General features: G+C 53.3%; 13 protein-coding genes. 9 read left to right on the forward strand and 4 right to left on the reverse strand.

Annotation, left to right across the window (positions count from 1 at the left end; genetic code table 11):
- The first annotated feature begins 43 nt into the window (after positions 1-43).
- Entirely contained in the window at positions 44-292 is a 249-nt protein-coding gene (locus tag AB4Y71_RS08970; protein WP_441719767.1) for a hypothetical protein, read from the forward strand.
- 140 nt (positions 293-432) lie between these two features.
- On the opposite strand, the gene istB is transcribed toward AB4Y71_RS08970, so the two are convergent.
- Both istB and istA read right to left on the reverse strand, forming a co-directional pair.
- On the reverse strand, positions 433-1,179 hold the full coding sequence (istB, locus tag AB4Y71_RS08975) for an IS21-like element ISAar33 family helper ATPase IstB (protein ID WP_441719770.1): 747 nt from the start codon (positions 1,177-1,179) through the stop codon (positions 433-435).
- The gene (gene istA, locus AB4Y71_RS08980; RefSeq protein ID WP_441719773.1) at positions 1,176-2,738 is read right to left on the reverse strand and encodes an IS21 family transposase; all 1,563 of its coding nucleotides are present in this window, start codon (positions 2,736-2,738) and stop codon (positions 1,176-1,178) included. The genes istB and istA overlap by 4 nt, the downstream gene beginning before the upstream one ends.
- Before the next feature lie 228 nt (positions 2,739-2,966).
- On the opposite strand from istA, the gene AB4Y71_RS08985 reads away from it, so the two are divergent.
- Positions 2,967-3,893 (forward strand): CDP-glycerol glycerophosphotransferase family protein, encoded by a 927-nt coding sequence (locus tag AB4Y71_RS08985; protein ID WP_441719776.1) that lies wholly within the window; start codon positions 2,967-2,969, stop codon positions 3,891-3,893.
- A gap of 302 nt (positions 3,894-4,195) precedes the next feature.
- Positions 4,196-7,708, forward strand: a complete 3,513-nt coding sequence (locus AB4Y71_RS08990) for a CDP-glycerol glycerophosphotransferase family protein (protein ID WP_441719777.1) — start codon at positions 4,196-4,198, stop codon at positions 7,706-7,708.
- A gap of 76 nt (positions 7,709-7,784) precedes the next feature.
- Here the strand turns inward: AB4Y71_RS08990 and AB4Y71_RS08995 are convergent, their stop codons facing one another.
- Positions 7,785-8,999 carry a CDP-glycerol glycerophosphotransferase family protein gene (locus AB4Y71_RS08995; RefSeq protein ID WP_441719780.1) on the reverse strand — a complete coding sequence of 405 codons (1,215 nt, stop codon included), beginning with the start codon at positions 8,997-8,999 and terminating at the stop codon, positions 7,785-7,787.
- A gap of 378 nt (positions 9,000-9,377) precedes the next feature.
- Here AB4Y71_RS08995 and AB4Y71_RS09000 point away from each other — a divergent pair, with 378 nt between their 5' ends.
- From AB4Y71_RS09000 to mutM, 4 genes are read left to right on the forward strand one after another with little or no spacing between them, the layout of a single operon-like run.
- Positions 9,378-9,914 carry a YceD family protein gene (locus tag AB4Y71_RS09000; protein ID WP_417366270.1) on the forward strand — a complete coding sequence of 179 codons (537 nt, stop codon included), beginning with the start codon at positions 9,378-9,380 and terminating at the stop codon, positions 9,912-9,914.
- A 30-nt stretch (positions 9,915-9,944) separates the two neighbouring features.
- A complete protein-coding gene (rpmF, locus tag AB4Y71_RS09005; RefSeq protein WP_060701450.1) occupies positions 9,945-10,148 on the forward strand; it encodes a 50S ribosomal protein L32 in 204 nt (67 codons plus the stop codon).
- A gap of 3 nt (positions 10,149-10,151) precedes the next feature.
- Complete coding sequence (gene rnc / locus AB4Y71_RS09010) at positions 10,152-10,850, forward strand: ribonuclease III (protein WP_441719784.1); 699 nt, start codon at positions 10,152-10,154, stop codon at positions 10,848-10,850.
- A 10-nt stretch (positions 10,851-10,860) separates the two neighbouring features.
- Positions 10,861-11,790: a bifunctional DNA-formamidopyrimidine glycosylase/DNA-(apurinic or apyrimidinic site) lyase gene (gene mutM / locus AB4Y71_RS09015; RefSeq protein ID WP_441719787.1), complete on the forward strand. Its 930-nt coding sequence runs from the start codon at positions 10,861-10,863 to the stop codon at positions 11,788-11,790.
- A gap of 26 nt (positions 11,791-11,816) precedes the next feature.
- Here mutM and AB4Y71_RS09020 read toward each other — a convergent pair whose 3' ends face one another.
- Complete coding sequence (locus AB4Y71_RS09020; protein ID WP_441719790.1) at positions 11,817-12,632, reverse strand: serine hydrolase domain-containing protein; 816 nt, start codon at positions 12,630-12,632, stop codon at positions 11,817-11,819.
- Positions 12,633-12,781: 149 nt separating this feature from the next.
- On the opposite strand from AB4Y71_RS09020, the gene smc reads away from it, so the two are divergent.
- Together smc and AB4Y71_RS09030 are read left to right on the forward strand one after the other, a co-directional pair.
- Positions 12,782-16,348, forward strand: coding sequence for a chromosome segregation protein SMC (gene smc / locus AB4Y71_RS09025; protein ID WP_441719792.1), 3,567 nt, complete (start codon positions 12,782-12,784; stop codon positions 16,346-16,348).
- Positions 16,341-17,876, forward strand: a complete 1,536-nt coding sequence (locus tag AB4Y71_RS09030; RefSeq protein WP_441719795.1) for a glycosyltransferase family 2 protein — start codon at positions 16,341-16,343, stop codon at positions 17,874-17,876. The genes smc and AB4Y71_RS09030 overlap by 8 nt, the downstream gene beginning before the upstream one ends.
- Positions 17,877-17,977: the final 101 nt, after the last annotated feature.

A 17,977-nucleotide genomic window follows, 5' to 3' on the forward strand; every position in this document is an offset into this window, starting at 1 on the left:
TCACAGACTGCATCAAGTCCAGCGTAAAGGGCGCCCTGCAAAAGTGGGGCGACGTCCGGAAGCAAAACGGATATCCCGTCTGATAGGGCTAACCGGTCGTCCGTCGGCCAATGTGAATGTTGGTGTATCCAATATTCCGGTACCAGGATCCCTAGCGGTTTACTTCGGCGATGGCGCTGACAAGATCTATCAGGTGACTCAGTGGCTTCCGGTGCTTGAAGAACTGCATGAGAAAGAAGAAGTACTGCTGGTCTTCCGTACTTTGAGTGCTTTTGAATATTTGACTCTTTGAGAGCCACCAATATTCCCACGCAGAGCCACCCGTTATTGCGGTTCGGAGCCACCCAATATTCTCGTTCAGAGCCACCGTCCAGCCTTGACGGTTGACCGGCGGCTCTGAACAAGGAATCTCACCGTGGACGCTTGATGCGCTTAGTGCCCAGCACTCATGTTCGCCTCGCGCATGTTGAACCCACCGGTCTCAATCCAGATCGTGTTGTGCACGATGCGGTCCATGATTGCGTCGGCCAACGCACCAGCACCCAACCGGGCATGCCAATCGGCCTGCTTGTACTGAGTGCAGAAAATAGTCGACGCGGCGTCGTACCTTCGCTCCATGAGCTCGAAGATGAAACTCAGGAACTCTCCACTCGGTGGCTCCAAAAGCCATTCGTCCAATACCAGAGCACTGTAATTGGCATACCTGCGCAACAGCTTTTGCACGCCCAACGGCTTGTTGGCGGCCTGCTGCCATTCTTCTTCGAGGTCCGGCATCCGCACGTATCCGGTACGGTAGCTGTGAACACAGGCCTGCTTCGCCACGGCGCACGCCAGATACGACTTGCCTGACCCCGTAAAACCACGGAAAACCAGATTCCTGTTGAGCTCAATGAAATGGCAGGTCGCCAACTGGGCCAGCAGCGGCTGGTTCAGGCCCCGCTCTTCCACCCGGTCCACTTTCCGCAAGTCAGCCTGCGGATAACGGAGCTTAGCCCGACGGATTAGACCGTGGGACTTCGTATTCAGAAATAGCCCGTGGGCTTGGTCCACGGCCAGCTCGATCCGTGCTTCGATACTTAATGACATGCTCACCACATCGTCCTGGGATTCGAATGCCGTGAGCAGGTCACCTGCGGCCATCTCACGGAGTTTGCGCTTGGTTTCGGTGTTCAGGTTCATCGGGTCTTCCTTGCGTAGTAGTCGCTGCCTCGTACGTATCCAGTGCTGTCTTCAGCTGCTGGTGGGAGGGTCGCTTCCTTCCAGTTCTCGTCCTGCCTGTTATGCAAAATTGGATGCAAATGCCCGTAGCGTGGGGAGCGGATCCGTGACTGCAATGCGACGAAGCACGCGTCCTCCAGTCGTTGTGGACTGTATTTTGAAGACAAGCGCAGCACCGCCAGGGCGGGGTTGATTCCTTGCTCGGCAACCGGCACGGAAACGAAGATCTTATCGATCACCTGCACCGTTTTCGGGCCGATGCGGTGAGCCCATCCGCGGAGCCGTTTGGGGTCCCACGAGCGGTATTTGCGCTCTGGTGGGATATCGGAATCATTGGTCAGGTACTGATTCACCGTGGCCGCATCGCACAAGAGGTGACTGCTCAGCCTCTGGGAGTCCAAATAGACTTCCAACGTCTTGGACGTGATCCTCAGGTCGACGGTGGCGCCGACGTGTTTGAGCGGCACGGAGTAGAAGTTCTTCTTCCACGTCACGTAGCTATTCTTGGCGACCTTGCGTCCGTGGACCCACGTGCTGATCTCGTAGGGCACCACTGGGAGCGGACGCAGCAGTGGCTGCACTTCCTCGTGGAAAACACTCTGGCGGGAGCCCGCTCGCTTCTGGAAGGGTTGCGCGTTATAGGCTTCGACCTGCCGATAGATGGCCGCACGCAGAGAATCAAGCGTGGTGAACTTTTCATGACGCAGTGAAGCAATCACCCACGTCGCCATGTGGCCCACGGTGTTTTCCACGCTGGATTTGTCTTTTGGCCTGCGGATTCTGCCTGGCAGGATCGCGGAAGAGTAGTGCTCGGCGAGGTGACGGTAGGCATCGTTGAGGATAATCTCCCCTTCCGCCGGGTGCTTGATCACCCCGGTTTTCAGGTTGTCGCACACGATCCGTGGCACGCTGCCGCCGAAAGCGTTGAACATCGCTGCGTGGCATAGCATCCAGGAATCCTGCTTCATATCGAGGCAAGGCTCAACGAACGCGTACCGGCTGAACGGTAGGCAGGCGACGAACAAATGCACCGTGGATCGTCGGCCGGTGACCGGGTCATGCAGGGCCATGGTTGGACCTGACCAGTCCACTTCGACGCTGACACCGGATTTATGCTCCACTCGTGAGGTGGCCCCGTGTTCCAGGACGTAGCGTTGGTAGGACTTGCAGAACCGGTCGTAACCCATGAATGCTGCGCCGGTGGCTTTGGCCTGATCGGAGTATTCGCCGTGCAGGAGCTTCAGGTTGGTGCCGACTTTGGCCAGTTCCTTATGCACGGTGGGCCAGTCCGGTTGGGCGAACACGCTTTCGTGCTCGCTGCGGCCAGGGAACAGGAGTTCGTAGACTTTGTCTTCGGTGAGGTCCTTGAGTTCGTCCCAGCTGCTGGAGTTGGCGGCGGCAGCGTTGAGGACTTCTGCGACGCTATTGCGGGAAATGCCTTGGGTGGACGCGATGGTGCGTCCTGACAAGCCCTCGGCGCGAAGCTGCAGTATTCGCTTCGCTTTGATCTTTCGTACCATTGAAAATGGCTCCTTCCACCACGCAGGCTGTTGCGTAGTGGGAGGAGTTTATACAGGGTGGCTCTGAAGGAGAATATTGGATGGCTCTGACGGACAATAACGTCATTTCGACGGGGCGGCTCTGAATCGCAATATTGGTGGCTCTCAAAGAGTCAAATATTCACTTTCAAAGCGGCGGAGAAATTTACCGACCTGCCAAGGATCTATGTACGCCGATTGACCGATCTCATGGATCTGTATGATGACAATGACCTGAAGCTGGTCATATACACCAACAATTCGCGCACGAATTTCCAGTCCCTGGATCACCCAAGGCTTGTTCACGTGCATGTAAACCATGGTGAGAGCGACAAACTCTCGATGGTTTCGAATAAGGCCAAGGCCTACGACAAGGTTTTTGTCGCAGGCCCTGCAGCCATCAAACGCCACGAGGCAATGTTGATTGACTTCGAGCTCAACAAATTGGAAGTCACCGGTCGTCCGCAGCTGGATATCAACTTCGAACTTGAATTGGAACCAAGCGAGAAGTTCGATGTCATGTATGCGCCGACGTGGGAAGGGGAAAACGAAGACAACAACTACACCTCGTTGGACAAATACGGTGTTGCCATTGTCGAGTCATTATTGGAGAACCCTTCTTGGCGCATCGTCTACAAGCCGCACCCACGAATTCAAGAAAGCAATACTCCTGGCGTTGCTCAGGCACACGCACGCATTCTGGAAATGATCGAAGCTGCCAATGAAGCCGGCGCAGAGCACGTGATATCCGAACAAGGCAATATCTTGGCCATGTTCGAGTCGACCGATGCGCTGATTACCGATGTTTCCAGCGTAGGCCTGGACTACCTGTACCTCCACCCGGGCAATCCGTTAGTCATTTCCGACCGACGTAGCAACCGCGAAATTCTTCACCGCGATGCACCAGTTGTGCAGGCCTGCCACGTGGTAGACCAAGATAGCGTGAAGAACGTTGGAGACCTGCTCGCCGATGCACTGACTCGTGACGGACACAAGGATCAGCGCATTGAAATGCGCCAGTTCTACTTTGGCGACCTGAACCGAGGCGATTCAACTAAGCGATTCCAGGACGTCATTCAGAAGCTGATTCTTGAACGTCAAGGAATGCTGGAGAACTTCCGGGGTTGGCACAGCTAGAGTTCCGCTGACTCCTTGGTCCCAATTCGTACCATTCGAATTGGGACCAATTGCTTTAAGCGCCAGATAATGACAACGCTCCAGTCGAAGCAGATTCTATGGTCATTTGCAGGTGTCTGTGGCGGTTTCAAACTGATTTGAGCGCCCACGGGCGGTAATCTTAGACTGTGGATCACATGAAATGACGGCCACTGCCGTGTGGTGCTAGCGGCCTATTCATGTTGTACACGCGTGATTTCCAGGCTGTTCCGCTGAACGACTTACGCGGGGGATAGCAGCTAAAACATTGAAGGACACTATTCGTGGCAGTTGAAATTCGAGCTATGCAAGACTTGGCGCAGTCAGCGATGCAGACTTTGCGTACCCAGCGGTTGAAGCGTAAGAAGTATCGCTACTACAGCGGCTACCAAGAGCTGAACCTTGCAATTCGTGATGAAGTTCTGCTTCTGGACGCTTGCGTTGCCCATTCCGTGCAATCCGTTTCTGTATTACACGGTAGCCATATCGTTCTTTCCGTTGCGCCACTTACGTCTGATCCAGTCAAAAACGGTCACGATGAATCACATCGAATCCACGCTGAGATCTCTCTGGATCCCCTTCTTGATCGGTGGCAAGAGTATCGCGAACTCGCTTCCAGTGACGAAGAGCCGGAATCCAGCGTTCCTGATTCGGATGACGCAGATGACAACCGAGTGACTCTAGAAGATGACGTGTACGCAGGTACGGTTCGTCTTGCACTGACCTTCAGCTCCGAATTCGATCAATTGCCTCCGGGTATCGCATGGTTGCAGCTGACTGAAGACGGCGAACTGCTCAGGCGCATAGAGGTCCGGGAACGGATCGACGCCGGGGAACTAATCCTCAACGGCCCTGTTATCGCCCACCGTATTCTGGGGCGGTTCTCGTCGACTACTTTTAGCCATGACACGGTCTATAATTCAGGCGAACGCAGCGTAGGACTTTATATCAATAAGAAGGCCGAAGTGGCTTTGGCCCTGAACCGCCCTCTACGCTTCAAATATCGAATTCGTACTGACATCACCCGGATCCACGACGGCATGCTGTCGTTGGGCGGAGTTCTGGAAACGCAGAGCGACCGGTTGTCCTCAGTCACTTTGCAACTGGTTGGACGTAAATCGGAATTTGCAGTTGAAGTTCCAGCGGAGCTGGTTTTCGACGAAAAGCATGCAACAAAGCGCTTTGGACGTGCTATCTACAGCTGGTCAGCGACCCTGGATTTCAAATTTGCTGACTGGGGGGCGATCGATCGTGGCGATAACTACGATCTCTATCTGCTGGCGACTTCGAATTCCAGCGGTGAGCTTGCACGCATTCGAGTGACTCGTACCCCGTTTGCCGTGCGCAGCACGACGCGTGCAGATGCGGTGACAATCGGTGAAAAGACTCTAGCGATTTCTCCGTATTTCACCTTCAAAGCAAAATCAACATCGGTGATTCTGGAAGTGTTCGACAAAGAAGCCTTTGCCGTACTTGCTAACGCTAAACAGCGTAGTTTCCCAATCAGCCAGCCATCGGATTCGAAGCCGATTTGGATCGTCGGCGAACTATCCTACAAGGCTCAGGACAACGGGCTGCATCTGTTCAAATACCTGCGCAAAGAACGCCCAGATATTGATGCATACTATGTCATCGATGAGAAAGCTCCCGATTTGCGGAATTTCGATTCCATGGATCACGTCGTTTTCCATGGCAGCAAAGAACACTTTGAATTGGCTATTCGTGCACAACGAGTCATCGGCACGCACCATGCCGATTATTTGTATCCAACAAGGCACCATAGCTTCTCGTCGCGTTGCCGCGCTACTCGGGTGTTCTTGCAGCATGGTGTCATGGGAACCAAATGGATGGTTCCCAACTACGGCAAGAATTCACCTGGCTTTGCGACGGACCTTTTCATGGTTTCCTCTGAGCGCGAGAAGCAGTACATCGTTAAGGACTTCCTTTATTCGCCTGACGAAGTCAAGGTCACCGGGCTATCCCGGTTCGATTCCTTGCTATCGACGGATTTGAGTGTTAACGAGAACATGCTCCTGATCATCCCAACTTGGCGTGATTGGTTGCAGAATGAGGAAGTTTTCCTTGAATCGGACTACCTCGAGCAATGGAAAAACCTGCTTAATTCGGCGGAACTTGCAGAATTAGTCCAGAGGCATGGCCTGGAAGTTGTTTTCTGCCTCCATCCCAACATGATGCAATTCAGGGATCATTTCGCTGGCGCGCCCGCTCGACTAATTGTCCAGGGTGAAATTGACGTCCAGGAACTAATCAAGACCGCGGCAATCATGGTCACGGATTACTCTTCAGTGAACTTTGACTTCAGCTTCCTGCACAAGCCTGTTCACTACTACCAGTTCGATCGCTCTCGCTTCTTGGGACCGAGCGGATCGCATTTGAACTTGGACGACGAATTGCCAGGCCGCATTGCCTTTGACGCAGAAACATTGCTGGATGATCTTTCGCGTACCCTGCAACGAGGGAAAGCCATGGAAGACAAGTACCGTCAACGTGCTGACGTGTTCATGACCCACCGGGACCAAAACAATTCGCAACGCATAACGGAAGAAATCGAGCGAGCCGAGCTGCGCGGCAAACCCAACGTTGGCTGGCGTGCCGAATTGCCGGTTAAGTTGAAGAACAAGTTCCGTAGGAACAAGCGGTACTTTGACGTCATGCGCAAGCTATACAAGTTGTACAAGCTTGCTCCCATGGAAGAAGACCTCATCGTCTTCGAATCGGGTCTCGGGAATCAGTACGGCGACTCTCCTCGGTATATTTACGAGGAATTGCTGCGACAAGGTGACACACGTCGCAAGGTATGGGTTTACTCGGGAAAGCACCGCTTCTCCGATCCTTTGACGACTACCGTTAAGCGATTGTCACCGGAATATTTCTGGCACCTCGCACGGGCAAAATACTGGGTGAATAACCAGAGCTTCCCGCACTATGTGAAGCGTCGCGCAAAGGGAGTGTTCCTGCAGACCTGGCACGGAACACCGCTCAAGCAGATGGCACTCGATGTTCGCGAAGTTCAAGGCCGCGATGAGGGGTATCTTGAGCGTGTTACACGAGCAACGCGCCAATGGACGCACCTCATTTCGCCTTCTCGCTACACGAGCGAGATCATGCGATCCGCCTATGCATTCTCAGGCGAAGCCGTGGAGCTTGGCTATCCCCGAAACGACATCTTGACCGGTACCGACGTTGCTGAGCAAGAAAAGCGTGTTCGTGATGAGCTTGCGATACCCCCAGGAATCAAGACCGTACTTTACGCGCCGACATTCCGTGACGATGCGGCTTCAAGCCGCGGTAAATTCAGATTCGACCTGCCAATGGATCTGGAGGAGTTCGACCGTCGTTTTGGCGAAGACACCATCTTGATGTTGCGCATGCATGTGCTGGTATCAAATGCCGTGTCGATTCCGGAGAGCCTGCGGCACCGCATTATCGATGTCTCGAGTCATCCAGATATTCAGGAACTGTACCTTGCTTCTGATGTATTGATTACTGATTATTCGTCGGTGTTCTTCGACTACTCGCTGTTGCGACGACCAATTATCTTCTATGCATACGATCTGGAGAACTACCGGGACAATCTGCGTGGTTTCTATTTGGACTACGAGAGTGCGTTGCCTGGCCCAATTGTTGAAGAAGAGAGCGACCTTTGGGATGCACTATCGTCAGCCTTGGCGGGGGCTGATCTGCCAGGGGTGAATCGAGACGAATTCATTGAAAAGTTTGCCCCAAATGATGACGGACATGCCTCGCGGCGCGTTGTTGAGCGCTTCTTCAAATAAGGAAGACACCGCAGATTATTGAAATGGTGTTGCCGGGCCTCTTATAGGCCCGGCACCACTATGCTGCTGAAGCTGGCTAGTGATCAGTGACGCTGTCTTCTTGCACGAGCGCCAGCGTTTCTGCAATGAAACGTTGCATGCTGGCACCGGGGGAAACGTCGCCAAAGTAGTAATTGACCAGTCCTCGTAGCTGCGAGTTGTTGCCGGCCAAGGCTTCTCGCGCCAGCCGGCTGATTTCCGTTGCCGCCGCAACTGTAAGGGCGGGCACCTGTTGCAGCGCTGGAGATTCATCAACGGTAGCCTCGGTGGACACCGGTTGCGTCACGAACATTGGTTTCCCTGTAGCCAAAAAGTCATAAGCAACTGCGGATATGTCAGTCACGCAAAGGTCGGCAGCTGACCATTGCCACCCCCAGTGGGTCGAGTCATCGAAAATGAATTGCGCTTTCGAATTTTCGTTGTGCGCCCTCAGCCGTTGTCGGATTCTTTCTACGCCTTGCCCATAGGGCTTCGCACCCAGTCCAGAACGTGGATGGGGACGAAAAATAACGTTGAATCCTCCGTCCTTGATCAGGGCGTCAATTAATTGTTCACCATGGGATAGTACTGAGCCATAATTCATGGAAGGCCGGTCGCCTTCCCACGTTGGGGCATAGAGAAGCGTTGGTAGTTCCTTATTCAGGTCCACCGGCGACGCATAATCCACATCTATTTGCGGACGCCCAATTAACCGGCAACGCAACGAAGCGTCGAAATTGCGCAAGTGATTTACCAGGCGATCTTTAGCTGCTTCACCGGCTGAAAATACATAATCGTAGGCCTTGAGCTGGTTGGACCACATGTAGGCTTTTTCGCTTTCGCCATGGCAGATGAAGACATGATTAGGCGCATTGAACCGCATGATTTGAAAGTTCCGGATATTTTGATTCACGTAGAAAACCACACGTAGATCCTGGGATTGCATGAATCTCTCAACATCTACAACGGCGGGGGCGAAGTGAATCGGTAGCGGGCATTCCTTGCGCAGCGACAGTGCAGTATCAGGACTTCGTACGATGATTACCACCGGCACGAATTCTGCCAAGGCTAAAAGCGGTTCGTACCATTGCCTGATCTGGTAGGCGTTGGCCATCTCATCGGGAAAGTGCAACGCTACCTTATACCGGTCGGCGCCCACGGGCAGGTGACGTAGTTCTGTGGCGTGGTTCTGAATGAACTTAAGGTGTCGCCGTGTCTCAAAGCGCGATTGCACTTTCTTGACGACGCTATTGACGGTTCGTAACACTTTCACGGAGAATCCCTCACTACTAAATTCGAAGCATGACCAAGCATAATTCGCTGGGCAAGCTTTCTTCGGGATGTTTGCTATAAGCCTTTTTGCGTCGGGCTCGTCCCTGGCCTATTCCGATTCTTCTTCGCAGTCCGCGGCCCGGATTGCAAGGCCGGGAATGTTGGACTAGCAACGCGTGCAAGTAGGGATTGGCAGGACGTCTACGATATGCTGTGGGGAGTGCAACACCGGCATCGAGCTCATAAAGCTGGTTTCAGTTTGGGAACTTGGCCTACGGCAAGCTAAGATGAAATGTCGGACTATGTTTTAGTAGGAGTCATCATTAGCGAAAAGCGTTCTGATCGATCGTCACATGGCGCACTCGATCGCAACTCGCCTCTGGTTTTTTCAACCAGGGATCTCGGCCGTTCGCCGGGCTCAATGGAGAATCTAAACGAGCAGGTTCCGGCACCCGCAGATGTGGGAAATGCACTCATCGGTATTCGTGGAGGATCTGAGCTTGACTTAGATCTTCGCCTTGAAGCCGTGCATGAAGGAATTCTGGTATCGGGTACCGCTACAGCGCAAATTGCTGGGGAATGTGGACGATGCCTGGATCCTATCGAGTACGACTATGAGGCTGATATTCAGGAGCTCTTCTATTATGAGGAGAGCGAAGAATTCGAGGATGATGATGATGTGGATCAGTATTGGGTAGTCGGTGACTTGATTGACATCGATCCGGTAGTACGGAGCGCAGTGGTTACCGCCCTGCCGTTCCAGCCGGTTTGCAAGGAAGATTGCTTGGGGCTCTGCAATGAATGCGGAATCAACCTCAACGATGAACCCGAGCATGGCCATGAGGTACTTGATCCGCGTTGGGCAGCGCTAGCGCAGCTGTCCGACAATGTCACTGAAGATAGTGACAAAAATTAAAACGTTAGTCTAGAGAGAAGAGAAGTAGTCGTGGCTGTTCCAAAGCGGAAGATGTCCCGTGCGAATACTCGTGCCCGCCGTTCTCAGTGGAAGGCTACCGCACCGAGCTTGGTGAAGACCGTTGAAAACGGTCGCGTAACCTACAGCCTGCCTCACCAGGCAAAGGTTGTCACTGACTCGGCTGGTACCGAATTGTTCCTTGAGTACAAGGGTCGCAAGGTCGCAGACGTCTAAGACATGTCTTCTAAAGAAGAACTTATGAAGCGTCTCGGAATCAACATTGATTCCGAGACGTTTCGTCTTGCATTTACCCACCGTTCATATTCTTACGAACACGGTGGCATTCCAACGAATGAACGACTTGAATTCCTAGGCGACTCAATTCTTGGCTTCTGTGTTGCAGAGTACCTTTACGCGAAGTTCCCCCAATTGCCAGAAGGTGATCTCGCGAAGCGACGTGCTGCCATTGTCAGCACCCGTGCGTTAGCGATCATCGCCCGTGATCTGGAAGTGGGAGAGCACTTGCTCCTTGGACGTGGCGAAGCCCAGTCCAACGGCGCCAACAAATCTTCCATTTTGGCAGACACCATGGAAGCTATCTTGGGTGCTACCTACCTCGTGCAAGGCATGGCCGAGGCGCGCGCATTTGTGCTTCGTTTCGTGACTCCTTTGCTGGAAGATCCACGACTGGTTGGAGCGACAACTGACTGGAAAACTGTTATCCAGGAAGAAATAGCTTCCCAGAAGCTGGGCGAAATGCACTACCAAGTTAACGGTTCAGGTCCCGACCACGCTCGTACCTACGTTGCTGAACTCCAAATCGGAAAAAAATGCTACGGGCAGGGAAGTGGCCCCTCTAAAAAAGAGGCTGAGCAGGAAGCTGCGCACAAGACGTGGCTGCTGCTGCATCCGGGCGAGCATCTACCCAACAGATAGCATTTAGCTCATGCCAGAACTCCCAGAAGTTGAAGTAGTCCGAGTAGGTCTGGACAAGTGGGTCCGCACCCGAACGATACATTCCGCTCAAGTGCTGGACCCGCGTTCTGTGCGCCGTCACATCGACGGCGTTGATGATTTTGAAAATACGTTAACCGGTTGCACCATTGCTTCTGTTGTCCGCCGGGGCAAGTTTCTCTGGATGGATTTAGAAGGTCTCTCTGTTCCCACAGCATTAGTAGCTCATCTAGGCATGAGTGGACAATTACTTGTTGAAGAATCTGATGCACCAGATGAAAAGCATCTCAAAGTTCGGGTCAGTCTCAGCAATAAAGCGAACTTTCCAAGTGAACTGCGCTTCGTTGACCAACGAATCTTCGGTGGCATGTTCCTCTCGCCCCTTGTTGCAACCGCAGACGGCTTACCTGCTGGTGCAGGTTCCTTGAACGCATCGATACCTCAGGCCGCGGCTCATATCGCAAGAGATGTCTTGGATCCTCACCGCGGACCTGCAACGCTCTACACCGCTCTGCGCAAAAAGACCACAGAGCTGAAGCGTGCAATTCTCGACCAAGGGACTATTTCTGGAGTCGGCAATATCTATGCAGATGAAGCGCTTTGGCAAGCAGGTCTTTCAGGCTTGCGAAATACCGCCACCATCAGACGTCCAGAGGTGCAACGTCTCAACGATGCTTTGGTTGACGTGATGACGCGTGCCCTCGCCGCCGGCGGTACCAGCTTTGATTCGCTGTACGTTAACGTGAACGGAGCTAGTGGCTACTTCGCGAGGTCATTGAATGCCTATGGGCGCGAAGGTAAGCCTTGTATGCGTTGCCAAGAGAACGGACGTGAATCGTTGATTCGGCGTGACCCGTTCATGGGGCGATCTTCCTATAGCTGCCCAGTATGCCAGCCGCGTCCACGCCGAACTCGACGCTAGCTGGAATACCGGGTGCTGATGCCCAGCTATGAAATCTGGGAATCGAGAACTTGCTCGTTGAACGGTGCCCAAGCATCAACTGCCCACTGACCGAAGTTTTTATCAGTCAGTGTCACGCAGGCTAGGCGATGTTCCGGATCCACCCAGAGGAACGTACCGGATTGCCCAAAGTGTCCATACGTGGATGCGGGGTGGTTCGTGCCGGTCCAATGCGGATGCTTAGTTGATCGGATCTCAAACCCGAGACCCCAATCATTCGGGTTCTGCCGGCCGTAGCCAGGCAGTATTCCAGCAAGGTTCTCAAAATGCGCCTGTGTTGCATCTAGCAGAGTTTCCGGAGCCAAGATCGTGGGGTTGAGCAGTTCGGCGGCGAATTTGGCCAAATCTGCTGCCGTGGAGCGGCCATCCTTTGCGCAGCTGCCTGCGATTTCAGTCGCGGTCATGCCAAGGGGAGCGAAAACAGCTTCCTGGGCATATTGCGCCATGCTTATTCCGGTTTGCTGCTCCAGATGCTCTGCGAGCGTTTCAAAGCCGTAGTTGGAGTATCCGCGTTTGGTCCCCGGTGCAAAGCGGATGGTGGCGGAATCAAAGTCATACCCGGCCGTGTGCGCCAACAAATGGTGAACCGTGGAACCCTCTGGCCCTGCGGGATCATTTAATGTGATCGACTCTTCTTCCAGAGCTACCAAGAAAGTGTACGCGCTGAGCAACTTGGTCACCGAAGCCAAGCGGTAAACCCGTGCCGTGTCCCCGTGCTGGTCAACGATTGCACCATCGCCGTTGACTACTACGGACACCGCGTTGTCACTTGGCCACTGGTCAATCTGCGTCAGAATGCTCATAGAATGATCTATCCCTCGATTTTCTTCCTTGGATTTAGCGAGCAGAATCAGAAAATCACCAGTGCGCTTCGCTAGAATTGCCACAAGGATTGGGATTGCTCGCCCAAACCAACTTTAGCGATTTGACCCGAACATAGGAACTTCACGCCGTGCATCTCAAGACTCTCACCGTTCGCGGATTCAAGTCTTTCGCATCGGCGACCACTTTTGAGTTCGAACCGGGTGTGACAGCTGTCGTTGGGCCTAACGGTTCCGGCAAATCAAACGTCGTGGACGCGCTGTCCTGGGTGATGGGTGAGCAGGGCGCCAAGACTCTTCGCGGTGGCAAGATGGAAGACGTAATCTTTGCAGGCACCTCTGGCCGGCCACCCCTAGGCCGTGCCCATGTTTCGTTGACCATCGACAATGCCGATGGCAAGCTGCCAATCGACTACGCAGAAGTCACCATTTCGCGCACTCTATTCCGTACCGGCGGATCAGAATACGCCATTAACGGAAGCTCTTGCCGACTTCTCGATATTCAAGAACTGCTCTCTGACTCAGGCTTGGGCAGGGAAATGCATGTAATCGTTGGCCAGGGGCAACTGGATCGTATCCTGCATGCCACCGCTGAAGACCGCCGAGGCTTCATCGAGGAAGCCGCCGGTGTACTCAAGCACCGCCGGCGCAAAGAGAAGACTTTGCGCAAGCTGCAGGCAATGCAAGGAAACCTTGACCGTCTTGAAGATCTGAGCTCCGAGGTACGCCGCCAGTTAGCTCCCTTGGGACGGCAAGCCAAAATTGCACGACGAGCACAGACAGTCCAGCTGGACGTCAGAGACGCAAAGTCACGTCTGCTGGCAGATGATTTGGTGACGCTGAATAATAAGCTCGCTCAAGACATTGATGACGAATCAAAGATCCAGGCCCAGCAGGATGAAGCTGCCGCACGCTTGGAACGCGTCAAGAAGCACATCGCCGAACTGGCTTCCCAGATGGAGACCATCACCCCGCGTTTAGGCCAACTCCAGGAAACGTGGGTCTCATTGAGCACCCAGGCCGAGCGCTACCGTTCGCTGGCCGCGTTGGCGCGCGAGCGTGGAATGCTGTTGGAAAGCAACGAAACCCATTTTGATTCCAGCCGAGATCCCGACCGGCTCGAAGCTCAGGCCGAGCGCATGAGCGAAGAGCTTACGGAATTGGAAGAAGCTCTTGAAGACCGCCACGAAATCCTTGCTGAAGCTGTAGAAGCCAAAGAACAAGCCGAAGAAGAATCACGCGCTGAACAACAGCGCATGGCTGCCATGCTTCGTGCCGCTGCAGACCGCCGCGAAGGGATGTCCCGACTAGCATCGCAGGTGGCTTCTGCACGCAGCCGGGTGGACGTAACCCGCGCGGAGATAACCCGCCTCCAAGAAAACGTCCGGTCCTTCGACTCGGATCTTGAACTGGATCAGCGTTCACACACAGAAGTCTCGGCAGATCTCGAAAAGCAGTTGGCCGGCGAGTCCCAGTTGAATCTCGATTTTGAGAGTGCGGACAGAAAACACTCGGCTTTGTCAGAAGCGCATAATACCGACTACCAGCGTGAACGTGAGCTGTCGGTTCGGGTATCAGGCTTGAAGGCACGTCTTGAAGCCCTCAAGCTGAATTCCAAACCAGATGATCAGTCGGCTCAGCTTCTTGGCTCGGCGACCGGTCAGTTGCTGGGACGTTTGGGCGAGCTGATTACAGTCACTCAAGGATATGAGCAGGCTATTGCTGCAATCCTGCGTGAGAATGCTGAAGCCTTGGTGGCTACGAATCTTGATGAAGCTTTGGAACTCATCGAGGTTCTGCACGGGCAGCAAGCCAACCAAATATTCTTGCACGCTGGAGTTCCCTCCGATGCAGCCATCACTTCTGCGGTACCAAACGCTATTAGTGCTCGTGAAGTCGTAGACGCCGATAGCCAGCTGGCTAATTTGCTTGATCAGCTATTTGCCGGTCGCTACATCATTGAAGACATGAGCAGTGCACAGACGGTCTTGGCGCAGGTCCCCTCTGCGTTATTGACCACCTTGGACGGAATTTCCGTTTCTTCCCTGCGCAGTTCCGTCGGCGATTCTGCAGGTGCGTCTTTGATTGCTCAACAGGCTCTGGTGGAACAAACCGAATCCGAGCTTTCGCAGTGCCAGCACGAGCTTTTCAGCGTTGAAGAGCGCATGGCGCAGCGCGGTCCGCAGCTTTCAGTCGCTCAGCAGGAACGTGATGATGCGTTGTCTGCGTTGACTGAATCTGATGCGGCGATTGACGAATTGTCAGCGTATTTGGCACGGCTTGGGCAGAAACTTCGTAGTGCGCAGTCTGAGAAGAGCAAGCTGGATGAAAAGCTCGAAGCAACGCTTGAGAAGTTGGAAATAGAGCAGGAATCTCTGGAAGAGATTACCGAGCGCATGGAACTAGCATCAACGGATCAGGACGACGAAACGGTTGATGATGCGGCAAGAGCGGCCCTTGCAGACGCCGCCGCTTCTGCCCGGCAGCAGGAGCTGGAAGCTCGCCTTGCCTTGCGCAGCAGCGAGGAACGCGTCTCCGCGTTGCGTTCACGTGTTGAAGGCCTGCGGCGCACTGCTGCGGCAGAACGCACTCACCGTGAAGTTGCAGCTCGCAGAGCGCAGCAGCGAAAGGCCCAAGCCGCTAACGCTCTGCGCATTGAACAAGCTGCTGAGCGCGTCTTGCGGTTCATCGAGGTATCCGTGTCGATGGCTGGCCAGGAACGCGATGAACTGGCCACTAAGAAATCCGAACTTGAATCCATGCTGGATAGCCAGCGCAGGGAAGCAGAGCAGCTCTCAGCCGAGCTGGCCCGCCTTGCTGATGCCGTCCATCGCGATGAAATGGCTCGCACCGAACTGCGGATGCGCATCGAAAATCTTGAGACCAAGGCGTTGGAAGAACTGGGCTATACCCCTGACCACCTCATCGCCAACTATGGTCCGGATCAGCTGATTCCAGAAGCCATAGACGAAGATGATAAATGGGGCGCCCTGCGTCAAAACGTTGATGAAGACGGAAATCCCATTGGCACTAAGGCATACGACCGAGTGGAGCAGGAGAAACGTCTGAAGAAGGCAGAGCGCGACCTATCCGCTTTAGGCAAGGTCAACCCGCTCGCGCTAGAAGAATTCGCTGCCTTGGAAGAACGCCACAAGTTCCTTTCCGGCCAGCTTGAGGACTTGAAAAAGTCCAGGGGAGATCTTCAACAGATCATTGCTGATGTGGACACGCACGTTGAACGGGTGTTTACCGAGGCATACAACGACACCGCGGTTCAGTTCAAACGGATTTTTGACCGGTTGTTCCCAGGGGGAGAGGGCCAACTTGTGCTCACCGACCCAGAGAATATGCTTACCACTGGCATCGAGGTGGAAGCACGTCCAGCGGGTAAGAAGATCAAGAGACTGTCATTGCTTTCAGGTGGCGAGCGTTCGCTGACCGCTGTCGCGTTGCTAGTAGCAATCTTCAAGGCACGCCCATCACCGTTCTACGTGATGGATGAGGTTGAAGCGGCCCTGGACGATATGAACCTGGGACGTCTGATCACAATTTTTGAAGAGCTGCGAGAGTCTTCTCAGCTGATTGTGATTACCCACCAGAAAAAGACCATGGAAGTAGCCGATGCACTGTATGGCGTGACCATGCGTGGAGACGGCGTATCAACTGTGATTAGCCAGAAAATGGATGTGCGTGCTTGAACAGAAAATTGAACGCTGTTCTGAGATAAAGTTGGCCCAAATGAGTAACCGAAGACCTGGAACGATCTGGAGTGGTGGAGTGTTTAACCTTAATTTTCTCAAGAAGGATGCAACGACAAAGGATGATCATTTGAGCGTTGGCCCGGTTGACTTGGAATCTCTTCCAATCACGGAAACGGACGGGGAATGTATCCCGGACGTAAAAATTAGTGTCATTATTCCCGTCTACAATACAATGCCGTATTTAACAGAGCTTCTCAATTCTCTGGAATCGCAGAGTCTTTCCTCCTCTCAATTTGAGGTCATCGCAATTGATGATGGTTCAACGGATTTCAGTGGTGAAATACTTGACGTCTATGCGAAGCGAAATCCGAATTTTCGGATCATGCACCAAGAAAATAGTGGTTGGCCCGGAAAGCCCAGAAATGTTGGCATCGATGAAGCTAACGGCGAATGGGTATTCTTCTGCGATGGCGATGATGTTCTAGGCGAGGAAGCCCTGAAAAAGATGCTTTTATTCGCGCAGGAAAATGACGTGGATATCCTGATTCCGAAAATGGTCGGATTGAATGGGCGTCGGATTATGTCGAGTCTTTACCGTACTAGCAGCGTTGATACGCCTTTGGAGACGGTTCTTCGTTCATTGAATCCGATCAAATTGATGCGCCGCTCGCTACTGGTAGATAACAAAATTCGGTTCAGTGAGGAACGCGTACGACTTGAGGATGGCATGGCCGTAGTGCAGGCGTACATGCATGCTCGCCGAGTTTCCATTTTATCCGACTACGACTACTACCATGCACGAACGCGAAGCGATGGGCAGAACATCAGTATTTCGTACATCGAGCCACACGGATACGTGGCATCTTTGACTCACATTGCTCAAACGATCGAATCCAACGTCCGAGATGACAAGCGAGCTCGGGAACTGATTGCAGGAATTTTCTCACGCAAGGCTTTGCATTTCTATATTGGCAAGAGATTTCTTTCGTACAGTGAAAACGCGCGCAGGGAATGGATGGATGAGCATTCGATCTTTCTCAACCGATTCTTGGCTGGACAGACTGCGGAACTATTCAAAGGCATCCAGGCAGAGCGGGTAGCTGCAATCCTTAGCAAAGAATATGAACACTTGGTCAAGCTTGCTGATATCGATGTCAGGGAGTCGCGCAAGCCTGAATTGATGAATCTCGGAACCACAGTCGACGGTGTTCAAATCAGTATCCGCAGTTTTGCTACAAATCTAGCCCCCGCACGGTTGATCATCGAAGACCGCGACGAGCAACGCGCAGTAACTGTGGAATTGCAAGCCAATGCTGATGGCAGCTTGCTCACCGCCGAGATTTCGAGTTCGAAATTAGCTGCAGATCTGAAGAGGCTCGGAAACGTCTGCGTCGTGTATGGCAATACGGATACACGCCGCATCATCATGGACGAGACCATCGGAAACGTAATGCTGAAAAACGTTCGGTACTACCGGACGGCCAATGGGTACTTCAGCGTTGATGTGCGCAAAGCGCGAATCTGATCATTACTGAACAAACTCTAGTAATGCGAACGACGTCAAATGCCGATGAATGGGAATGGCAAATTTCAATTAGGGCAAGTCTGATGTGTGGCTTGTAGCAA

The organism is Glutamicibacter sp. MCAF14 (assembly GCF_052114325.1).
Taxonomy (GTDB): Bacteria; Actinomycetota; Actinomycetes; order Actinomycetales; family Micrococcaceae; genus Glutamicibacter; species Glutamicibacter arilaitensis.

Excerpts from the sequence above, each read along its gene's own strand:
- istB (WP_441719770.1), bottom strand. The coding sequence starts at position 1,179 with ATGAACCTGAACACCGAAACCAAGCGCAAACTCCGTGAGATGGCCGCA.
- istA (WP_441719773.1), bottom strand. The coding sequence starts at position 2,738 with ATGGTACGAAAGATCAAAGCGAAGCGAATACTGCAGCTTCGCGCCGAG.
- AB4Y71_RS08985 (WP_441719776.1), top strand. The coding sequence starts at position 2,967 with ATGGATCTGTATGATGACAATGACCTGAAGCTGGTCATATACACCAAC.
- rnc (WP_441719784.1), top strand. The coding sequence starts at position 10,152 with ATGTCTTCTAAAGAAGAACTTATGAAGCGTCTCGGAATCAACATTGAT.
- mutM (WP_441719787.1), top strand. The coding sequence starts at position 10,861 with ATGCCAGAACTCCCAGAAGTTGAAGTAGTCCGAGTAGGTCTGGACAAG.
- AB4Y71_RS09020 (WP_441719790.1), bottom strand. The coding sequence starts at position 12,632 with ATGAGCATTCTGACGCAGATTGACCAGTGGCCAAGTGACAACGCGGTG.